Genomic DNA, 19,251 nt, shown 5'->3' with positions numbered 1-19,251 from the left:
TTTGATGACAGAAGATCAAGGTAAGCTAACGACCTCCAAGAAACAGGAAATCCAGCATCATTTTGGTAAGGCTTCTTCATCCTACGATAAGAATGCCAACCTTCAACGTCAGATAGCAGACCGACTTATAGCTTCACTGGAACCATGGAAAGCCATTATTCCTGAGGGGCCTATTATTGAGCTGGGTTGCGGCACGGGTTTTGTTACCGAGGGACTGGCTGAATTATATTCCAACCGCGAGATCGAAGTAACGGATTTATCGCAGAAGATGATAGAATGCTGCCGCCAAAAATTTCCAGACACCCCACATCTTAGATTCTCCCAGATGGATGCAGAATACCCGCCTCACGAGGATCCCCATTATGCATTAACGGTAAGTGGATTTACCGCCCAATGGTTTGATGATCCTGCTCTAACCTTGGGTAAATGGTTGCGTGCAACCAAAGCCGGGGGATTGTTACTCATCTCTTTTCCAGGCAATGAAAGTTTTCCGCGTTGGAAGAAATATTGCCGTGAGTTGGGTTTGCCTTATACCGGTAATACATTGCCAGATGTGGAAGAGGTAGTCATAAAAATGTCGGTTGAGCCATCGCAGGTTGATTACTATGAAGATACGGTAACGGAAACCTTTAGTAGTGCCTTAGACTTTTTCAGAAGTCTTAAGAATATAGGAGCTTCAACACAGAAAGAGGGCAGAGCACTTTCTCCGAGCGAACTGTCGTTACTTATCGATCACTGGGACTCCCAGTCCGAAGGACCTGTAAAAGTGGATTATCATGTCGTTTTTCTTGCCGTGAAAAAAGATTTTTAGAGCTTATTCTTTTGTTAAGCATAAATTGTCATAAATAAACGAATCTATTTCGATGTCGAATAGAGAATGGCCCCATCAGATATTTGTAACCGGAACGGATACCGGTATTGGTAAAACCGTAGTATCGGCAATTTTTACAGAAGGTTTAAAGGCCTCTTATTGGAAGCCGATACAGGCCGGGCTCGAAGAAGAAACCGACTCTGAGTTTCTCAAAAGAGTGACAGGTGAAGACTGTGATATATTACCAGAACGATATCGCCTGCAAACCCCAATGTCGCCGCATGCTGCTGCGGCTATTGATGATGTTCAAATTAGTCTTGATGGGCTCCACCTACCCGCCTATAAAAAAGAACATCTGGTTGTAGAGGGAGCAGGAGGACTGATGGTCCCTATAAATGATGACACTATGATCATTGATCTGATAGAAAAACTGCACATACCCGTGGTTTTAGTGGCTCGAAGCGAGTTGGGAACGTTAAATCACACTTTTTTATCCCTGGAGGCCTTGCGAAGTCGCTCAATCCCCATCCTGGGTGTGGTGATGAATGGCCCCAAAAATGAAAGCAACTATGATGCAATTAAGGCGTATGGAGAGGTCGATATTTTAGCTGAAATTGAACACCAGGAACAGCTGAATGCAAATTGCTTGAACCGTTTGTTCCGGGAACAATTCTAACAAAATTAAATAATGCCCAATATGTCTAAGTTTCACCCTAACATATGGTATCCCTTTACCATCTTGCAGGAAGCGCCAACCCCTCTTAAAGTCAAAAAGGGGGAGGGGCTGTGGTTGGAGCTTGAAGATGGCCGCCGAATTATGGATTGTATTTCCAGTTGGTGGGTTAATATTCACGGTCATGGGCATCCAGAAATAGCTGGGGCCATTGCTGATCAAGCCAAAGAACTTGAGCAGGTTATTTTTGCTAACTTTACCCACGATCCTGCTGAGCAACTGGCTGAAAAGTTAACGGATGAACTTCCCGGAGATCTCAACCGAATTTTTTATTCGGATGATGGCTCCACGGCCGTGGAAATTGCTATGAAAATGGCCTACCAGTACTGGCAGAATAAAGGCCAAAAACGAACAAAGTTTATCTGTTTTGAAGGGGCGTTCCACGGGGGCACCTTTGGAGCGATGTCGGCCGGGGGAAGTTCTCCTTTTAATGAGATTTTCAAAGATCTGCTGTTTGATGTGGAATTTGTACCCTATCCGGATACCTGGATTGGGGATACAACCGTGGCAGAGCGGGAGGACCAAGTCATTGCCAAACTGGAGAAACTTCTGGATGCCAATCCGGAGGAGTACGCAGGCATCATGATAGAACCGTTGGTTCAGGGAGCAGGAGGCATGCGGATGTGCCGCGAAGACTTTTTGCAGAAGCTCCATTGGGTAAACCGCCAATTTGATACGCTCCTTATTTTTGACGAGGTGATGACCGGCTTTGGGCGAACCGGGGATTGGTTTGCCAGCCGAAGAGCCCAGGTAGAACCCGATCTTATCGCTCTTGCCAAAGGACTGACGGGGGGATTTTTACCCCTTTCTGCCACCGTTTGCTCTGATAAAATATATGAGGCTTTCAACAGTTCCGATCCACGGAAAACATTTTGGCACGGACACAGTTATACTGCAAACCCAATCGGCTGTGCAGCAGGACTGGCTACCCTCAAGCTCATGCATGAAAATGAGCCTATATTTTCCCAGATGGAGCAGTGGCACCAGGAAGAACTGCACAAGCTGCGCGATCACCCTAAGCTTAAGAATCATAGAGTGATGGGGACCATAGCTGCGGTTGATATTATTAATACCGGTGAGGACGGTTATTTAAATCCTGTGGCTAATCGCATTAAGGAAAGATGTGTTGATGAAGGGTTACTGCTACGTCCCCTTGGAAACACCATCTATTTGATGCCCCCATACTGCACCACCAGGGCACAGCTTGAAACGATGTACCAGGGAATTATTAAATTGATTGATATATAAAAAATTGTTAGTTAGGAATAGGAAATTGAAATACTGATGAAGGTTGTCATGATATTCAAAACCTCATCACCCTAATTATTACCGCAACTATTATGAAGCTATTAAAAATTGCTACCGTTTTTCTTTCGTTGCTATTTATTGCACAACCTGCTGTAGCTACCCCGGATTTGCCTGATCGTGACGAAGCATTGGATCTTTTTAAAGGGTATGTCAATAATATGGTTCAAAAGGTTGAAAAGGTTGAAGATCCTGATCTAAAAAGGGAAATTATGAATGACTCTTTTGATAACATCATTACGGCCCTTGATGAAGCGGTGAGTATGGGTATTGTATCTCAAAAGGACCAAAAAGCGGTGGCTGCACTCAAGAAGAGCATACAGGAGAAGAAGAATGAACTTCAGGGTTTAAAGGGGTATAAACGAGTGGCAAATAATAACCTGAATAATTTTGCCAATTATGTGCAGCAAGATCTTGAGCAGGCCGATACGATCACGTTTAGCCTCAGTGCAACCTTGCTTGTACTGATTATCATCTTGCTGTTACTACTGTAACTTCCGGTTCAAAATTATTGAATACTATCATTCTGCGCTGTTTAATTGCAGTAATTGTTTTCTTTACCGTCTGGGGATGCAAGACGATGGATAAGTCGAGGTCCCCCGAATCAGCTTTGGGTACAGATGCATCGGAAGTTGATTACAGCCTTATCTATGTAATTCATGGGGATGGGAATTACCTTTACCACGATCAGGAGGGTAAGCGTTTGCAGGCTGACCAACAGCAGCTGGAGGAAGCTATTTCGGTAGCCAGGCAGGCAAAGCAAGGGGAAGTATTTATCTTTCACCAGCAGCCGGAGGAGCGGTTTCTTTGGTTATTTCCCAAGAAAGATCGTCGGTTTCTCTATTTTAAGAACGGGAAGCACATAAAAAGTAAGAAATACTCCCCTGAGAACAATCAACGGCACTTTGAGAAAGAAGCCGCGTTCTATCATCAGTTTCGGAGCAGTACCACCTCAAAGAGCGTTTTCCTGTACTATGGACATGAAATCCCCAGCCGGAAATATAAGGGCTATTTCCAATCCCGCCCCCAAGTAAACTTTGATATCGAGCATTTTTCTGCTGGCTTGGGTTTATTTCTTGAGGATAACGGCAAATTTGACCTGACGGTGCTCTCCACCTGTGACAATGGAACACCGAAAGTAGTTTCGGCACTTCAGGGAAAAACGGAGTATTTGCTTGCTTCTCCAGAGAATTTGCACCTTTCTCATATTGATTCAGGTGGCCTCTTACAATTGGAGCAGCCGGATAATTCCATAGCAGAAATAAGCCGCACTATTGCAGAAGAAACCTATGACCGGTTGACGAATTTCCTACAAACAGTAGTTACGATCACTATTTATGATATGGATGGTATCCAAAGTACCGCTGAACATTTATTAACGGGATATCAAAGATACAGTGCCGGGCAAGCAGATCTATCGGTTGAACAAGAAAATACTGATTGTGCTACGCTACCATTCTGGGATGATGATTCCGGCAATTGGGAAGGAGTAGAGGTCCTTTTCAAAGCCCCGGCTTTTGGTCCGCAAGCTAATCGAGTAACTCATTCAGGTTGGGGATGCCAACTGTAATTACTTATCCGGGGATAAGATACGATTAATATCTTTCGTTTGATTGGAAGACATTACGTTTTCCAAACGGTTTATCTTTTGATGGATATCCAACGGTACAGCTGCAGACTGATCCTGTTTGGCTTTCTTATACAGCAAAAGAGCTTGTGAATAGCTTTTTTGTGATTTGCTAAACGATTGTTTTTCTAATAGTTCGCCCTCTTCCACCAGAAGATCCGCTACGGCCAGTGCCAGCTCGGAAGCAAACTTCCCATCCTTCATAAATAGCTGCAGCGTTTCCTGAAGTGTCAGTTCATTAAACTGTTTAGGATGTTCTTTTGTAAGCCTTTGAAAGGCATTCTGCAGCTGCTGTTGGGCTTCTTTATGCTGATTGTTCTTCTTTTTGAAGATAATTTGCTGTAGCAGTTGAGTCAGATATTGAATCTGTCTCATTATAAAATCCTGCTCGGAAAAGGGCATAACCTATGTCAAATTCTCGGTTTTCTTTTTAGAAGCTTCTGCCATCTCGTTATGATAATCAGTGAGCTTATCAGCTAATTTTTGATCAGTGGTACTGAGAATTCGCGCAGCCAATAAGCCCGCATTACCCGCTTTACCAATGGCAACGGTTGCCACAGGAACACCGGTGGGCATTTGTACAATAGAATAGAGGCTATCCAATCCACTGAGGGTACTGGTCTTTACGGGCACCCCAATAACCGGCAGGGTAGTATAGGCTGCGGTCATACCTGGCAGGTGGGCTGCCCCGCCCGCTCCTGCAATAATGACTTGAATTCCTCTTTGCCGGGCTTCTTCACCATATTCGGCCATCATAGCCGGTGTCCGGTGAGCTGAAACTACTTTTTTTTCGTATGGGATATTGAATTTCTCCAGGATTTCGCAGGCTTTTCTCATGGTGGGCCAGTCACTGTCACTGCCCATGATGACACCAACTTTGGGGGAATGATTATTACTCATAATAAAATTAAGACTCAAAATTAATGATGGTTAACCGGAATATAGAATTCTGGATTCAGAATTCAGAATTCTTGAGAGCTAAATCTGAACCTCGCGGGTTAGTTCTTGCGCTTTTCCATAGGTTTGCTCCATATCCTCACCCAGTAGTGTATAGTGAGCCATTTTTCGTCCCGGTCGGCTATCCAGTTTGCCATACACATGGAGGTGGCCGTCAGAAGCACGCAAAGCATTCAAGGCCTCATCCACTTGAGCATCACGCTCATCGGTGCCCAGGAGGTTAATTAGAGCTACGGCCGGTTTGCGAAGTTCCGGTGAGCCCAGCGGTAGCCCGAGCACGGCCCGCACATGATTTTCGAACTGAGACGTTACACAGCCTTCAATGGTATAGTGTCCTGAATTATGTGGTCGCGGAGCCGACTCATTCAGCAGCAGGCTTCCATCCGGAGTGAGGAAAAATTCAAAGGCAAAAATACCTTTGCCATCAATCGTTTCAGTTGCTTTTACGGCTATTTCTTGCGCCTCTTTTCTTATGGATTCGGCTACCGGTGCTGGTGTTTTAAGCGCTACACAAATATGATTTTCCTGCACGGTCTCGCAGCAGGGGTAGACCACGTGCCCAGTCTCATTACGAGCCACCTGAACGGCCAGCTCATGGGTAAAATCCACAAAAGCTTCGGCAATAATATCGTGCCCTTTATTGCCGCCCAGTTTATCAAAGGCTTCTTTAGCTTCCTCCAAATCGGCGACGGTTTCATTACCAAAGCCGTCATATCCACCCTTAGAGGACTTAAGTAGATAAGGCCAGCCATGGTCATCACCAAACGCTTTAATGTCGGCTTCATCTTCAATCAGTCCATAGGGCGTAACTTCTATCCCGGCCGATTCAAAGGTCTGTTTTTCGATCAGCTTGTTTTCGATCAGCGAGAAACTTTTGGGTGATGGAAAGATCGGTGTACCGCTGTTTTCCTGCGCCTTGGCCAGAACCTCAGAATCAATAAATTCATTTTCCAGCGTTAGTACATCGCATGTTTCAGCAAAAGAGGTAAGGTCTTCAGCAGATTCGAATGAGCCCGTCTGTGAAAAGGGCGTCATAAATTGGACAGGTTCATTTTCTTCGCGATCCGAAAAGACACCTATTTGTATACCGTATCGAAAAGCTTGCAAGCCCGACATACGAGCCAGCTGACCAGCTCCTAAAAAACCAAGTTTATAGTTAGCAGATAGAGGGTTGTTTTTTTGAGCCACGGTTCTGATATCTTAATTATCAATTGTGAGGCCAATAATACGGAAAGAAGTTTCCAAAATCGCATAATTGCTATGTGTTTTTATACAGCAACATTTAAAAAGAACCAAATAGTAAGATTGTTAATGAATTTTTGGGAGGCATCCTGTTGATAGGGAGAAGTGGCAACGGGTTATTTCTTTCTTTTCAGTTAATTATCTTGAATAAATTTTATTTTATAATTGATATTTTATTTAAAATTGGCTGAGGAGATTTAATTTATTCTAAATACTAAGACAAATAAAGTATGTAAAGTACCAGGGATTAGGGCTGTCTGTATAAAAAATATAAATGGTTATAACCTATGAAATTACTATATCTTATCGCATTTATTTTTTGTTTTATTAGTTTGTCTTTGGGACAAAATACACAGCAAGAATCAAAACCTGATACAACTGAATTTGCTGTTGAGAAGGAAAAAATTCCGCAGGACAAGGAAAATCAGGAAGACAATGAGACCCTTGTTCGCCTACGTAAATTACTGAATGAAGAAAGCGGTAAAACGGAAATTGGAAGGATCAGGATGAAGGAGCTTGCTTTTGTGTTTGATAAACATTCTACGGTCAAAAAGCTGGACCGTAATATAGAGGAACTGGCAAAAAGAGTTGGATCATTCAATGATACGCTGAAAAGTGATTCCTTACGGATATCGAGTAGTGAAACCTTGAAGGTTAATGAAGAGTCGGATACAGCTAATGTTGTTTATTTGGATAGTGTAAAAGTCCAAATAAATGAAGGATTCATCGAATTTATAAAAGTTTATGCCGAAGATGGTAGTACATATTATAACAAAGATGCTCCCATACCACTGCTTACTATAGAAAACAGATTTGATGACAAGCTTATAAATCCACAGGATGGAAGTTTTATCTTGTTGAAGAATGCAGTTTCATTTGATGCCGAACGCCGGTTTAACTATTTCCCCAATAATCAAGTGTTAACATTGAAGCAAGACTCAGCAATGAGTCAGAAGAGACTCTATGCGGATAATGGGGTCAACTCATTTATTAACCTGCAGGTCTATTCTGATTTATTGGCCCTGTTGGGCAATGAACCGAACGAGTTATTGCAATTTGAGGCAAGTAGCCAATTTTATTTACATCGGCTTAATATTCCGGATCAATTTATGTACATGTTTTATGCTATAGAGCCTTACTTTCAGTTTAATCGGCTTGATAGCAAATTTGATACTCTCGCATTGGCCGCTACGGATACGGTGAACCAGACTAAGCTTTTCAGACGTAGTAATTTTTCAACAGGTATAGCCCTGAAGTTATTGCGTTGGGATTGGCGCCCCTCTAATTCGTTTGAAATAAATACAGGATACCGGTACAACTCAAGTAATGTCGTCATAAATGATACCAAAACAACCGGAATATTCCATTCTATCTATGGTGAGGTTGCTATTAGTAGCAAGCGGCTCAATAATTTTGGCGTGGAGCTAACAAGCCGTTTTGTTAGAAGAAAACTGAATGAAAATAAACATTTCGTAAATAGCGATTGGTATAATTTAACTTCATTTAGAGGCAGTATATTTTATTTTCCGTCCAATGAATCTAAAGAAAGCAAGGTGGTATTGCGGTTTACAAATAATATCAATTGGGGCAATAGAACCATGGACTATTCGGCCTTACAGATTGGATATGAAACTCCTTTAAATTTTTGAAAAAAGAACAGCCGAGGAGCCTTGCAAAACCGGGCTTGCCATCGCGGTCCGAAGGGGGCATTCCATGGGGTTCTACTTAATGAACGCTTAAGCTGGCCAGATTCAATGTTTAGTTAGCATTTTACTTTTGATGAGTACAAAATCATGTTCGTCTATTTCCAGAAATCCGCTCATTAACTTATATCCCCATTTATCAACATTATCTATGAAATGCAATTCCTCAAGGAGGGAATGTATTTTTGCTTCTTTACAATTCCAAAAATCTACGTCCCTCCGAAAAGGTTTAAAATTAGCGTTTATATTTCGTTGATATATTACCTTCTCCTTAACGAAACCAATTGCTGTAAACTTTTGACAAGAGATACTGGACCTAAACTTCTGTTTGGAAGAATAAAAGAGAATTCCATCACCAGTATTCATTTTTGCTAATGGCCACTTCCTTCCATGGCAGGCCTGACAAAATCCCCCTTCTTGTGCGGCTTGCACATGGTCTTTAGAAGCGACAATGATCCAATATTTCATAGTGAGTAATTAAATTGATATAGAATCAACGACTTTCGTTTGAATGGGTTCAAAGCTATTTACAAGTTGTTCTGCCTCTTTCATATGAGGAATAGCATCAGAGTCAGACAACATTTGTTCAAAATGCTCTTTGCTTTCCCATTGGGCATAATTGACCACCCGTTCCCCATCCAAACTTTGATGAATGTTTGCTGAGATAAAACCAGGCAGATTACTCATGGTCTCGTCGGTAGCTTCAATGAGCAGATCAACAAGTTCTTGCTGGTTAGTCGGGTCGACCTGAAAAACATTAATTAAGGTGAAGATATCTTCATTTCGGTTAATTGTAGTCATGGAGATTGAATAAATTTTAAGTTAATTTATCAGTGTACTGACAATATAATATCAGCATACTGATAAATCAATGAATAGTTATGGTTGGCCACAGGTTAGGATATGTGATTAAACGTACACAGCAAGTGTTGCGCTCGCGGATGGATGAACAATTGGATGCTGTTGGAGTAACAACACCTCAATATGCGGCACTGAGTATTTTGGAAGAAGATCAGGGACTCTCGAATGCTGAATTAGCCCGCCGCTGCTTTTTAACGCCCCAAACAATGCACAAAATTATAGGTGGACTGGAGGCAAAGAGATTGGTTGAAAGAAAGGCAGATCCTTCTCACGGAAGGAAAATTAATACTCTTTTAACTTCAGAAGGGAAAAAATTACTCAAAAAGGCACACAAGATAGTACAAAATATCGAAGGTGAAATGACGAGTGATTTAACCGAAGAAGAGATTGAAGAAACAAGAAAAAATTTAGCCCAATGTATTGAATCTCTTGAGGACAGCTAACGGTCTCGCGGACGACTACCCAGGAGTAGCGCACTGTATAAGGTACCCGTGGAATCTTTCGAAGGCTGGGAATAGGGATCAGGATGACTGGTGTGGTAGTTTTGTAAAACCTTCTAAGAATTAGAATCCGTTTAAAGGTTTATTTTCAGCTGCCTCTTAAAATTGGACGAATGGAAATCGGGCTGGATATGAGCCCCGGAATATTCGTTTATCAAGTAGCAAGGGGCGACAAATTCTCTTTCTTATATTTTTTAATTCTTCCCATAAAGAATCGTATTTTAAGAATTAGCAGTTATTGACCCATTGAATTATAAGGTAATTTTTGAGCATGGACATAGAGGCAAAGTTAGAACAGGTTCGGGAACGATTTGAAGAAGTAACCGCGGCGATGAGTGATCCGGCGGTCTATGATGATCCCGACCGATATACGGAATTGACCAAAGAGCACAGCGATTTAAAGGTGTTAGTAGAGCTATACGATGAATGGAAAGACATCCGGAATAGGATTGAGGGAAACGAAGAACTGATCGAAGATGGGGAAGATGCTGAAATTACCGCTATGGCCAGGGAAGAAAATGAGGAGCTTAAACCTCGGGTAGAGGAGTTAGAAGAAGACATTAAGTTTAAGCTGATACCTAAAGATCCTGATGATTCCAAAAACGTGATTGTGGAACTGCGTGCCGGAACCGGGGGTGATGAAGCCGCTATTTTTGTGGGCGATCTGTTTGATATGTATCGCCGGTATTCCGACCAACTCGGGTGGAGCCTGAACCTGCTGAGCCTTAACGAATCCAATAAGGGAGGCTATAAAGAACTTACATTTGGTTTGGAAGGCAAAGAAGTATATGGCAAGATGAAATATGAAAGTGGGGTCCACCGAGTGCAGCGAGTGCCTGAGACTGAGACACAGGGACGAGTACACACCTCGGCGGCGACCGTAGCCGTGCTACCGGAAGCCGAAGAGGTGGATATCGAAGTGAATACTGCCGATCTGCGTATCGACACCTTCCGGGCCAGCGGGGCAGGGGGGCAGCACGTTAATAAAACAGATTCTGCGATTCGGATCACCCACGAACCAACGGGGGTAGTGGTAGAATGTCAGCAGGAGCGTTCACAGCATCAGAATAAGGAGAAAGCTATGAAGATGCTCCGTTCTAAACTGTATGAACAAGAGGAAGAGAAATTACGCAAAGAGCGTGACAAAGAGCGCAAGAGCCAAATTTCTACCGGTGATCGCAGTGCCAAAATTCGCACCTATAATTTTCCGCAAAGCAGATTGACGGATCATCGGATTAACCTGACGCTCTACAACCTTGAGAGTATTATGAAAGGAGATTTGGATGAGGTTATTGAAGCTCTGCGCGTTCAGGATAACCTCGATAAGCTGAATGCGGTAATGGAAGAAGGATAGCTGTCATTTTGTTATTGGTTACCAGGGTTTTTATGCCCAATAACCAATAACAATGAACAGATAACTAAACCTTGGGACCAGCCTTAAGTAAACGCTCACTCGCTTTCTCTTCAAACTGTTGAAAGTTTCGGGCAAACATATCGGCCAGTTTTTGAGCTTTTTCATCATAGGCTTTTTTGTCCTGCCACGTATTCCGGGGGAATAAAATTTTGTCGGGCACTCCATTGATTGATTCTGGAACAGCTACGCCAAAAATAGGGTCCGTTTCGAAAAGAGTATCCTCTAAATGACCCTGCAGGGCTTTGCTGAGTATTCTGCGGGTATGAGAAAGCTTCATCCGATGCCCCACGCCATGTGGCCCGCCGGTCCACCCGGTATTTAGTAGCCATACAGTGGCATTGTGCCGCCTAATTTTATCGGCCAGTAATTGGGCATAAACGGTAGGATGTAATGGCATAAATGGAGCACCAAAGCAGGCCGAAAAAGTAGCTTTTGGCTCTGTAATCCCCCGTTCAGTACCCGCAACTTTGGCGGTGTATCCGCTTATAAAATGGTACATAGCCTGCTCGGGTGTAAGTTTTGATATAGGTGGTAGAACCCCAAATGCATCGCATGTAAGAAAGATGATATTATCTGGATGGTTGCCGGTTCCTTCTTCAGTGGCATTGGGAATATAGTGGATGGGATAGGAGCATCGCGTATTTTGAGTAAGGCTCAGATCATTAAAATCGGGGGTCCGGTATTCATCCAGAACCACATTTTCGAGGATAGTGCCGGCCATCTGTGTAGTCGCATAAATTAACGGTTCGCCTTCTTTGGAAAGGTTGATGGTTTTGGCATAGCATCCTCCTTCAATATTAAAGACACCATCTTCGCTCCAGCCATGTTCATCATCGCCGATGAGAACACGGTCGGGGTCGGAAGACAGCGTTGTTTTACCGGTGCCGGATAGGCCAAAAAAGATGGCCGTATCGCCGGAGCTGCTCATATTGGCTGAGCAGTGCATCGCCATGACATTCTGTTTGGGTAGCAGATAGTTCATAACTGAAAAAATGCCCTTCTTGACCTCTCCGGAATAAAGTGTGCCGCCAATCAGGATAATACCTTTGTCGAAATTGATGAGCACAAATGCTTCGCTATTGGTTTGGTCCACTTCCGGATTGGCCTTGAAATTCGGAGCGGCAACGATCGTAAAATCTGGCTCGTGATCTTGCAACTGGTCTTTTGAGGGACGAACAAACATATTATGAGCAAAGAGGGCATGGTAGGCGGCTTCGCTTACGAGGCGAACATTAAGCCGATATTTCTCATCAGCACCGGCAAAGCAATCTTTCACATAGATTTTTTTATCCTGCAGGTAATGGGTAACTTTCTCAAAAAGAGCATCAAAAGCTTCCTCTTCAATCGGCTTATTGATGGTTCCCCAGTCGATATCCTGACGGATAGATGGCTGATCTACAATAAATCGATCTGAAGGAGATCTTCCGGTGTACTTGCCCGTTAATACCCGCAAAGCGTAGTCTTTGGTTAACGAAGCCTCCCCATTGTGTATGGCTTCTTCGTAAAGCTCAGGAGGAGTAAGATTCCACAGATCCTGATCATTATTTTGAAGATTTAGGTAATCAAGTCCAACGCTGCTTTTTGGATGTGCTTGGTTGCTCATCAAAATCGTCCATTTTCTTATTAAAGTTCCTGTTATCAATGTTTCTTAATGCATCAAAGGAAATATTAGTATAAGCATTATTGCACTGTTTATGAGGCGTGAAAAGAAAGATGAAGCGATTCTGATAGGTAAGCGCTTTCATCCTTAAAAAATTTATATTTCTGTTTCTACAAGTAAAACTATGAAGTAAAATAACCAACCAAGATCAAATTACGTTGATTCATGGAAAAAAAATATAAGGAGAGGTTTTTACAACCGTGTTCTAAACACTTGCTCTGAGGTATACTTTTAATTTTTAAAGGAGCAAATAGTTGTGAATAGCAGGGATAGTTTAAGCCCTAAATACCTTAGATTAGACGCGTTGTGCGGTTGAACAAACATGTAAAACAAGGATATCGTCTCTCATCGGAAGAGGGGGCGATGAATAGGTCATTACACTCATCCGATTTCAACTCCAGAATTCGGATGAGAAGACCGCTTTTAGGACCATAGTATGGTATGAGCCTTGTGAAAACAACCCATAACACGGTTAGATCTGAATTGGTGAGACTTGTATTTGGAACCAATGCTATCTTCACCCCATAAGCCGTTATTATTTTAACCGGCTTGTACTATTAGTATAATGGGCAGGCAACTTTGGTCATACTTCTAGAGGGAAAATGTTATTCCACCAAATTTATAGATTAAGCACTTGTAATTTAGAGATAATACGTTGTTGTCTTAAGCTCTGCTTTCCTTCGATAGCTTGGAGAGCTTTCAAGGCATGATTCAAAAGTAAACCAGCTTCTGTATAGTTTTGTTGTTCAATTTTAAGATCTGCCATCTCTTGATCTGCTAAAGCTCTTTCAAGTGATTCTTCTTTATGGATTCTTCGGATAATATTAAACCCTTTGTTCATCAAGGAATCCGCTTTAAGAGGTTTGCCAAGATGTAAATGGGCACTTCCCATCCCTAGCCAGGTTCGAGCAGTAAATGAGTGATCATCAGACAGTTTTTCCCTAAAAACAGGAAGTACATCCTGATACAGCCTGAGTGCAGAGTGGAACCGATTTGTTTTATTCATGAGATTTGCGAGGCAAAATTGGGTTATTTTAGCCCCAAGACTATTTGGTCCGGATTGTTTGATCCGGGCTTTTAATGTTTCCCTGAAAAGCTGTTCAGCCTCGGCTAACTTGTCTTGTTCTTGTAAAACAAGAGCCAGGTTATTTTTAGTGAGATAAACTTTGGGATGTTCATCGCCCAAAAGGAATTGCCGTATCTGGAGGGATTTCTTGAATAATGATTCCGCTGCCGCAAATTGACCTATGTTTAACTTCAGGGCAGCTAAATTATTAAAACTCATAGCCACATCCGGATGTCGCATGCTGAAGATCTTTTTTCGTCCCTCTAACGCTCTGGTAAATAGATCCAGTGTTTCTGTGTATTCTCCCTTGCTGTGTAGAGCCGTACCCAAACCGCTTAAACTCTCGAGAATTAAGGGGTCATTCTCCGGAAGATATTGTTTTCGGATAGACAAGCTGCTTCGGTATAGTTTTTCTGCTTCATCATAATTGCCCACCCTTCTCTGAACATAGGCCAACAGGTATTGTGTTTGAGCGGAGGATAACTGCTGGATACCTGATGTGGTTCTCTGAATATTTAGGCTTTGGCGCAATAACGAATCGGCTATCTTAAACTTACCGGCTTCAATTTTAAGTAAGCCCAAATGGTCAAGGCTCTTAGCCGTTTCTGAGTGGTTAAGACCCAAGTGATTCTTCCTGAGGTTTAATGCTTTAAGCAGAAGGTTTTCAGCCTTGTCATAATTGCCAAGCCGGCGTTGTGCCCGGCCTACAGCACTAAACATCTGAGCCTGAACAATGGGTTGATTCTCCAGCTTGCTGGCTCGTTCAATACCCCGTTGTATCAATTGGTCGGCGGTAACATCGCTTCCGAGTGATTCGGTCGGATTTTGAACTTCAAAAAGTTCAACCATAAAATCGGTAACTTGAGCTGCTTTACTTGCTTGAGCTTGCGCGGCATTCCGCTCTTCAGTAATACGCCAAGTATAAATTGAGGCAAAGGTAAAAATAAGAACTACAAATCCCACTACGGCAGCGAGGATATATTTATTACGCTGTAGAAATTTTTTGCTGCGGTATCTAAAAGAATCAGCATGGACAGAGATGGGCAGCCCCTGCTGATAGTTTGTCAAATCGTATAAAAAATGATTAGCCATACGATAGCGTTGATCAGGCTCTTTTCTTAAAGCCTTGCATGAAATGGCATCAAGGTCGCCCCGGATTTTATTCTTTAGGTCACTTCGTTCTGTTGTGAGGTTTAAACTGGGCGGAGGGGGCTCTTTTTCCAGAATAATCCGTTCGGTGTCAAAGTAAGATTTGTTTTCAAGCTGTAGTGGATGGTTGCCGCTTATCAATTCATAAAAGATGGTACCCAAGGCATAAAGATCAGTTGCAGTGGTAACCGGTTCTTCTTTGATTTGTTCAGGGGCGGCATATTTAGGAGTAAGTACTCTGGCATGTGTGAGTGTTCTGTCCTGTTGGCGGGGGTCGGACTTTTCGAGCAGCTTGGAAATGCCGAAGTCCAGAATCTTTACCTGTCCTTGTTGGGTTACTAAAATGTTATCCGGCTTTAGATCGCGATGGATTACCAGGTTTTCATGAGCGTGCATTACCGCTTTCAGCACTTGCATGAACAGTTCAGTGCGTTTGTCAACGGTGAGGTCATGTTTTTCGCAGTATTGATCGATACGGATACCCTTTACATACTCCATAATTAGGTAGGGGACACAGTTATCAGTAACTCCGCCATCGAAAAGTTGGGCAATACCGGGATGATTAAGTCCCGCCAGAATATTCCGTTCGCGTTCAAAACGCCGGACATTTTCCGGGGTAGCCCGTCCGCTCCGGATTACTTTGATTGCTACCTGATGTTCAAAAGTACCGTCTGAGCGTTCCGCACGGTAAACAGCTCCCATTCCGCCTCGTCCCAGCTCTTCCTTAATAGTATAAGCTCCTACATTGCAACCTAGAAGGGTATTGGTAGAACCGAGATCGTCAACGTCGTCTGCTATTGCCTGGTAGAAATTTTCTTTGTACTTCTTGGGATCTTCGAGCCATCCCTCCGAGTTAAAAATGGATTCCAAAAACTCCGTGACTTTTCCCTTAAGTTGTTTATCGTCTTTGCAAGCACAGCTAATGTATTTAGCTCGTTTGCTTTTGGGCAGGGAAAGAACCTCGTCAATTATGGTTTCTACATTATCCCAGTTTGGGTTACCCATTGCATTCTTTTATGGTGGCCATTATCGATGATATATTTACAAAATCACTGGAGACCTCCCACTCTCCGTACTTTCAATCGGAAAGCTTTATCAATCTACTCAATCTCAAACTTCACTTTTGAGCTCCTGGTATAAACAGCCCAGGGCTTTCATCCAGTCTCTCGTCGCCTTTTTAAGGTGTAAAAGTAACTGTGTACCCCTGTCTTTCCCGACTCCTTATACATTAAATAACCTAATTATTTAATTAAACACATATATAATAATGAACGATAAACAACTTTGCTATTTAATTGATGATGAAATATTCCGGGGATGAGTACTCTAAGATGTACAGGTATATCCATTAGGCATTCTAAAAGCGTTCTAAGTAATATCTGATAGCTTGTTCATTCGGGTGTGAAAGCCAGTGTGGACTTCATCTGCCACTCCAGAAGGGACCCAAAATGCATTTTTGAAAATAAATTGGGCTGATTTGATCTGATTTTGTTTCAAAATTTCGTATAGAATGACAGAGAAGTACGTTCGATTTAAAAATAATGAAGGAAACATCTATTATGAGTGCTATAACCAAACATTTATCGAGGAGTATACTGTTTCTCTTAACAGCTGTAACATTAATTTGTACAGGCTGTAAAGGACCGGCTGGTTCTGAAGGGCCGCAAGGTCCAAAGGGAGACGTAGGAGCAGTCGGCCCTGCAGGTGAAGACGGTAGCATTATGTATGCCGGTTCGGGTGCCCCTACCGCTGATATCGGAAGTCAGGGCGATTATTACCTTAACACTAACTCAGGGGAATATTACGGCCCCAAAGATGCCGAGGGCTGGGGCAATCCAATTATCGTACTGATGGGTAAAGATGGAGCCGATGGCCAAGACGGCGCTGACGGGCAGGATGGCAAAGATGGACGAGACGGCAACCAGATCCATTCCGGCACTGGTGCACCAAAGGCAGGGTTAGGAGCAGTTGGCGATTTTTATATCGATCTTTCTAATAAAAACTTCTATGGGCCAAAGACCGACAGTGGCTGGGGTACTCCCATAAGCTTAAATGGCGAAGACGGTGCCGACGGAAAGGATGGATCCGATGGTCAGGATGGTAAAGATGGCAGCGTAATCCATTCCGGTACAGGCGCTCCACCAGCTAATGTGGGTAGCACCGGAGATTTTTACTTTGATGAAGATACGGGCGATCTCTATGGACCCAAGACCGAAAATGGCTGGGGCAGCCCTACCAATCTGATGGGTGAAGACGGTGCTGATGGGCAAGACGGCACCGACGGAAAGGATGGATCCGATGGTCAGGATGGTAAAGATGGCAGCGTAATCCATTCCGGTACAGGCGCTCCATCAGCTAATGTGGGTAGCACCGGAGATTTTTACTTTGATGAAGATACGGGCGATTTCTATGGACCCAAGACCGAAAATGGCTGGGGCAGTCCTACCAATCTGATGGGCGAAGACGGACAAGATGGTGCTGATGGTAAGGACGGTGAAGATGGTAGCCAGATTCATGCTGGTGATGGCTCGCCTGATGCGTCGCTGGGGGCCGAAGGTGATTACTACCTCGACCGGACCAACAAAGAGTTATATGGACCCAAAACGGATAGCGGCTGGGGCAGTCCGATTAGTCTCAGTGGAACTGATGGGCAGGATGGAGCCGACGGCCAAGATGGTAAAGACGGCAGCCAGATCCATTCCGGCACTGGTGTCCCTGATGCTTCGCTGGGTAAAGTCGGGGATTACTACCTTGACAAAAGCAACTACGACCTGTACGGACCCAAAACAGGCAGTGGCTGGGGATCTCCCATAAATATCAAAGGAGCTGACGGGAATGCCAATGTTACACAGTATATCCACCCGGGCCATGATTTTACCGTTGACTCTGATCTTAGCATTGGTATGCAAGTTAATAATTCAGAGGAAAGTGCTTGGGTAGTGTATTTAAAGAAAACTGATCCTAACGGTATTGATATTTATTATCATATGCCGGGATGGGGTTACGGCGGAAATAGTCAATACAGCGTGTTTCATTATTTTGATATAACCCTTAGAATTCGGTTGCAAAGCGGACCTGGAGAAGAATATGATCAGATCAAAATAGTTCGCATTGAATCTTCCAGCACAGAAGATCATACCAAGGAAAAAGCGAAAAATGCCATTATCCCCGATGAGCTGGACACTTCCAACTACCAGGAAGTGGCAGACTATTATGGGTTTGGTAACAACTAATCCTAATAAAGCAGCAATTTTAAGTGGTTAAGATTCCATAGTTCGTAACTTAATTAGATAAATACTTTTAAACTCCTTGATAGTATTTAAATGCCCTCATTTAATGTTGCATCACGTATGTAATAACGAATAGTAAACACCAAATAAAAGTTAACTTTTATGCAAATATTCTATGCTACATCAAGAGGTATTATAGCCGCGCTTTTTTTAATCTTCAGTACCTTTAACTGTTCAGACACAAGCACCGAGCCTGATCCCAACTTGTCCGAGCTATCAGAAAAGGAACAGAAAATGGCCGGAACTTGGAAACACGTGCGTACTGAGGGGGAAGGGCTGGGAGCAGGACCGGTAGATTTTGGCACATTCACATGGACATTCAATGCAGACAGGACCGGTGAATACTACCAAAACCCGGATAGCGACACCGAAAGGAGGAGAGACATCACATGGAGGCTGGACGGAGATGATCTTATTTTTTCTAAAGAGGGAGGAGATCCTACATACCGCGTAGAGGAATATGGCGAAAACGAAATGCGGTGGTATAATTATACACTTGCCGAAACCAACGACAGCTATGCCAATATTTATGTTGTTGAACGACAGTAAGGTCACGGAAAGCAAGATAGATACCTCGAAATGGATGCTGCCCAAAGGCGGTATCCATTTTTTTATTTTTTGCTATAGTTTTGCCTCATCACCTTTTGTACAGAAAAGATTGTTACGCCAAATGAGAAACGATGATAACAGATAATTAGCATGGGTTTATTCAGTTGCTGAATTTTTAAGAAGGCATCACTCTATTTATCTTTTAGGGCAGTCAAGTCAAGCTTATAGCGACTCTGTAAGGACTGAATGTCTTTTAATTTGTCATAATCTGGTCCAAATTTGTCCAGGTAAATTTGGTACGCCCGGTTAATCATGGGTTGGGCTTCCGTCATTTTGCCTTGTCTTAATTTCAGGGTACCTTTTCCCAATCATAATTTCCCATTG

At 43.0% G+C, this 19,251-nt stretch carries 17 protein-coding genes; 10 read left to right on the top strand and 7 right to left on the bottom strand.

Features of this window, described 5'->3' with window-relative positions:
• Positions 1–4 precede the first annotated feature (4 nt).
• The 5 genes from J6I44_RS10060 to J6I44_RS10040 all read left to right on the top strand — a co-directional run bounded on the left by J6I44_RS10060 (position 5) and on the right by J6I44_RS10040 (position 4,419).
• Complete coding sequence (locus J6I44_RS10060; RefSeq protein ID WP_265765964.1) at positions 5–811, top strand: methyltransferase domain-containing protein; 807 nt, start codon at positions 5–7, stop codon at positions 809–811.
• Between the two features lie 52 nt (positions 812–863).
• Positions 864–1,487: a dethiobiotin synthase gene (gene bioD / locus J6I44_RS10055; RefSeq protein ID WP_265765963.1), complete on the top strand. Its 624-nt coding sequence runs from the start codon at positions 864–866 to the stop codon at positions 1,485–1,487.
• Positions 1,488–1,499: 12 nt separating this feature from the next.
• Positions 1,500–2,792, top strand: coding sequence for an adenosylmethionine--8-amino-7-oxononanoate transaminase (gene bioA / locus J6I44_RS10050; protein WP_350356691.1), 1,293 nt, complete (start codon positions 1,500–1,502; stop codon positions 2,790–2,792).
• 92 nt (positions 2,793–2,884) lie between these two features.
• On the top strand, positions 2,885–3,343 hold the full coding sequence (locus tag J6I44_RS10045; protein ID WP_265765961.1) for a hypothetical protein: 459 nt from the start codon (positions 2,885–2,887) through the stop codon (positions 3,341–3,343).
• Positions 3,344–3,429: 86 nt separating this feature from the next.
• Positions 3,430–4,419, top strand: a complete 990-nt coding sequence (locus J6I44_RS10040; protein WP_265765960.1) for a hypothetical protein — start codon at positions 3,430–3,432, stop codon at positions 4,417–4,419.
• On the opposite strand, the gene J6I44_RS10035 is transcribed toward J6I44_RS10040, so the two are convergent.
• The 3 genes from J6I44_RS10035 to purK form a co-directional block, all read right to left on the bottom strand.
• Entirely contained in the window at positions 4,420–4,851 is a 432-nt protein-coding gene (locus J6I44_RS10035) for a hypothetical protein (RefSeq protein WP_265765959.1), read from the bottom strand.
• 30 nt (positions 4,852–4,881) lie between these two features.
• Complete coding sequence (gene purE, locus J6I44_RS10030) at positions 4,882–5,376, bottom strand: 5-(carboxyamino)imidazole ribonucleotide mutase (protein WP_286670516.1); 495 nt, start codon at positions 5,374–5,376, stop codon at positions 4,882–4,884.
• Positions 5,377–5,454: 78 nt separating this feature from the next.
• Positions 5,455–6,621, bottom strand: a complete 1,167-nt coding sequence (purK, locus tag J6I44_RS10025) for a 5-(carboxyamino)imidazole ribonucleotide synthase (RefSeq protein WP_265765958.1) — start codon at positions 6,619–6,621, stop codon at positions 5,455–5,457.
• A 341-nt stretch (positions 6,622–6,962) separates the two neighbouring features.
• Between purK and J6I44_RS10020 the strand changes: the two genes are divergently transcribed.
• On the top strand, positions 6,963–8,324 hold the full coding sequence (locus tag J6I44_RS10020) for a hypothetical protein (protein ID WP_265765957.1): 1,362 nt from the start codon (positions 6,963–6,965) through the stop codon (positions 8,322–8,324).
• A gap of 102 nt (positions 8,325–8,426) precedes the next feature.
• On the opposite strand, the gene J6I44_RS10015 is transcribed toward J6I44_RS10020, so the two are convergent.
• Positions 8,427–8,846, bottom strand: coding sequence for an EVE domain-containing protein (locus tag J6I44_RS10015; protein ID WP_265765956.1), 420 nt, complete (start codon positions 8,844–8,846; stop codon positions 8,427–8,429).
• Positions 8,847–8,855: 9 nt separating this feature from the next.
• Entirely contained in the window at positions 8,856–9,179 is a 324-nt protein-coding gene (locus J6I44_RS10010; protein WP_265765955.1) for an antibiotic biosynthesis monooxygenase family protein, read from the bottom strand.
• Positions 9,180–9,319: 140 nt separating this feature from the next.
• Between J6I44_RS10010 and J6I44_RS10005 the strand changes: the two genes are divergently transcribed.
• Positions 9,320–9,682 (top strand): MarR family winged helix-turn-helix transcriptional regulator, encoded by a 363-nt coding sequence (locus J6I44_RS10005; RefSeq protein WP_265765954.1) that lies wholly within the window; start codon positions 9,320–9,322, stop codon positions 9,680–9,682.
• Positions 9,683–10,016: 334 nt separating this feature from the next.
• Positions 10,017–11,093 carry a peptide chain release factor 1 gene (gene prfA, locus J6I44_RS10000; protein ID WP_434084233.1) on the top strand — a complete coding sequence of 359 codons (1,077 nt, stop codon included), beginning with the start codon at positions 10,017–10,019 and terminating at the stop codon, positions 11,091–11,093.
• Positions 11,094–11,157: 64 nt separating this feature from the next.
• Here the strand turns inward: prfA and pckA are convergent, their stop codons facing one another.
• Together pckA and J6I44_RS09990 are read right to left on the bottom strand one after the other, a co-directional pair.
• Positions 11,158–12,756 (bottom strand): phosphoenolpyruvate carboxykinase (ATP), encoded by a 1,599-nt coding sequence (gene pckA, locus J6I44_RS09995; RefSeq protein WP_265765952.1) that lies wholly within the window; start codon positions 12,754–12,756, stop codon positions 11,158–11,160.
• A gap of 676 nt (positions 12,757–13,432) precedes the next feature.
• Complete coding sequence (locus tag J6I44_RS09990) at positions 13,433–16,033, bottom strand: serine/threonine-protein kinase (RefSeq protein ID WP_265765951.1); 2,601 nt, start codon at positions 16,031–16,033, stop codon at positions 13,433–13,435.
• A gap of 554 nt (positions 16,034–16,587) precedes the next feature.
• On the opposite strand from J6I44_RS09990, the gene J6I44_RS09985 reads away from it, so the two are divergent.
• Together J6I44_RS09985 and J6I44_RS09980 are read left to right on the top strand one after the other, a co-directional pair.
• Positions 16,588–18,261 carry a collagen-like domain-containing protein gene (locus J6I44_RS09985; RefSeq protein WP_265765950.1) on the top strand — a complete coding sequence of 558 codons (1,674 nt, stop codon included), beginning with the start codon at positions 16,588–16,590 and terminating at the stop codon, positions 18,259–18,261.
• Positions 18,262–18,420: 159 nt separating this feature from the next.
• A complete protein-coding gene (locus J6I44_RS09980) occupies positions 18,421–18,867 on the top strand; it encodes a lipocalin-like domain-containing protein (RefSeq protein ID WP_265765949.1) in 447 nt (148 codons plus the stop codon).
• Positions 18,868–19,251 lie beyond the last annotated feature (384 nt).

Source organism: Fodinibius salsisoli (assembly GCF_026229185.1).
In the GTDB taxonomy this organism is placed as follows: Bacteria; Bacteroidota; Rhodothermia; order Balneolales; family Balneolaceae; genus Fodinibius; species Fodinibius salsisoli.
Note: the sequence above shows the minus strand (reverse complement) of the source record. Positions and strands in the feature narration are given on the sequence as shown.

Coding starts and splice junctions, on each gene's coding strand:
- J6I44_RS10060 (WP_265765964.1), top strand. CDS start 5: ATGACAGAAGATCAAGGTAAGCTAACGACCTCCAAGAAACAGGAAATC.
- bioD (WP_265765963.1), top strand. CDS start 864: ATGTCGAATAGAGAATGGCCCCATCAGATATTTGTAACCGGAACGGAT.
- bioA (WP_350356691.1), top strand. CDS start 1,500: ATGCCCAATATGTCTAAGTTTCACCCTAACATATGGTATCCCTTTACC.
- J6I44_RS10045 (WP_265765961.1), top strand. CDS start 2,885: ATGAAGCTATTAAAAATTGCTACCGTTTTTCTTTCGTTGCTATTTATT.
- J6I44_RS10040 (WP_265765960.1), top strand. CDS start 3,430: ATGGATAAGTCGAGGTCCCCCGAATCAGCTTTGGGTACAGATGCATCG.
- J6I44_RS10035 (WP_265765959.1), bottom strand. CDS start 4,851: ATGAGACAGATTCAATATCTGACTCAACTGCTACAGCAAATTATCTTC.
- purE (WP_286670516.1), bottom strand. CDS start 5,376: ATGAGTAATAATCATTCCCCCAAAGTTGGTGTCATCATGGGCAGTGAC.
- J6I44_RS10020 (WP_265765957.1), top strand. CDS start 6,963: ATGAAATTACTATATCTTATCGCATTTATTTTTTGTTTTATTAGTTTG.
- J6I44_RS10015 (WP_265765956.1), bottom strand. CDS start 8,846: ATGAAATATTGGATCATTGTCGCTTCTAAAGACCATGTGCAAGCCGCA.
- J6I44_RS10010 (WP_265765955.1), bottom strand. CDS start 9,179: ATGACTACAATTAACCGAAATGAAGATATCTTCACCTTAATTAATGTT.
- J6I44_RS10005 (WP_265765954.1), top strand. CDS start 9,320: ATGGATGAACAATTGGATGCTGTTGGAGTAACAACACCTCAATATGCG.
- pckA (WP_265765952.1), bottom strand. CDS start 12,756: ATGAGCAACCAAGCACATCCAAAAAGCAGCGTTGGACTTGATTACCTA.
- J6I44_RS09990 (WP_265765951.1), bottom strand. CDS start 16,033: ATGGGTAACCCAAACTGGGATAATGTAGAAACCATAATTGACGAGGTT.
- J6I44_RS09985 (WP_265765950.1), top strand. CDS start 16,588: ATGAGTGCTATAACCAAACATTTATCGAGGAGTATACTGTTTCTCTTA.
- J6I44_RS09980 (WP_265765949.1), top strand. CDS start 18,421: ATGCAAATATTCTATGCTACATCAAGAGGTATTATAGCCGCGCTTTTT.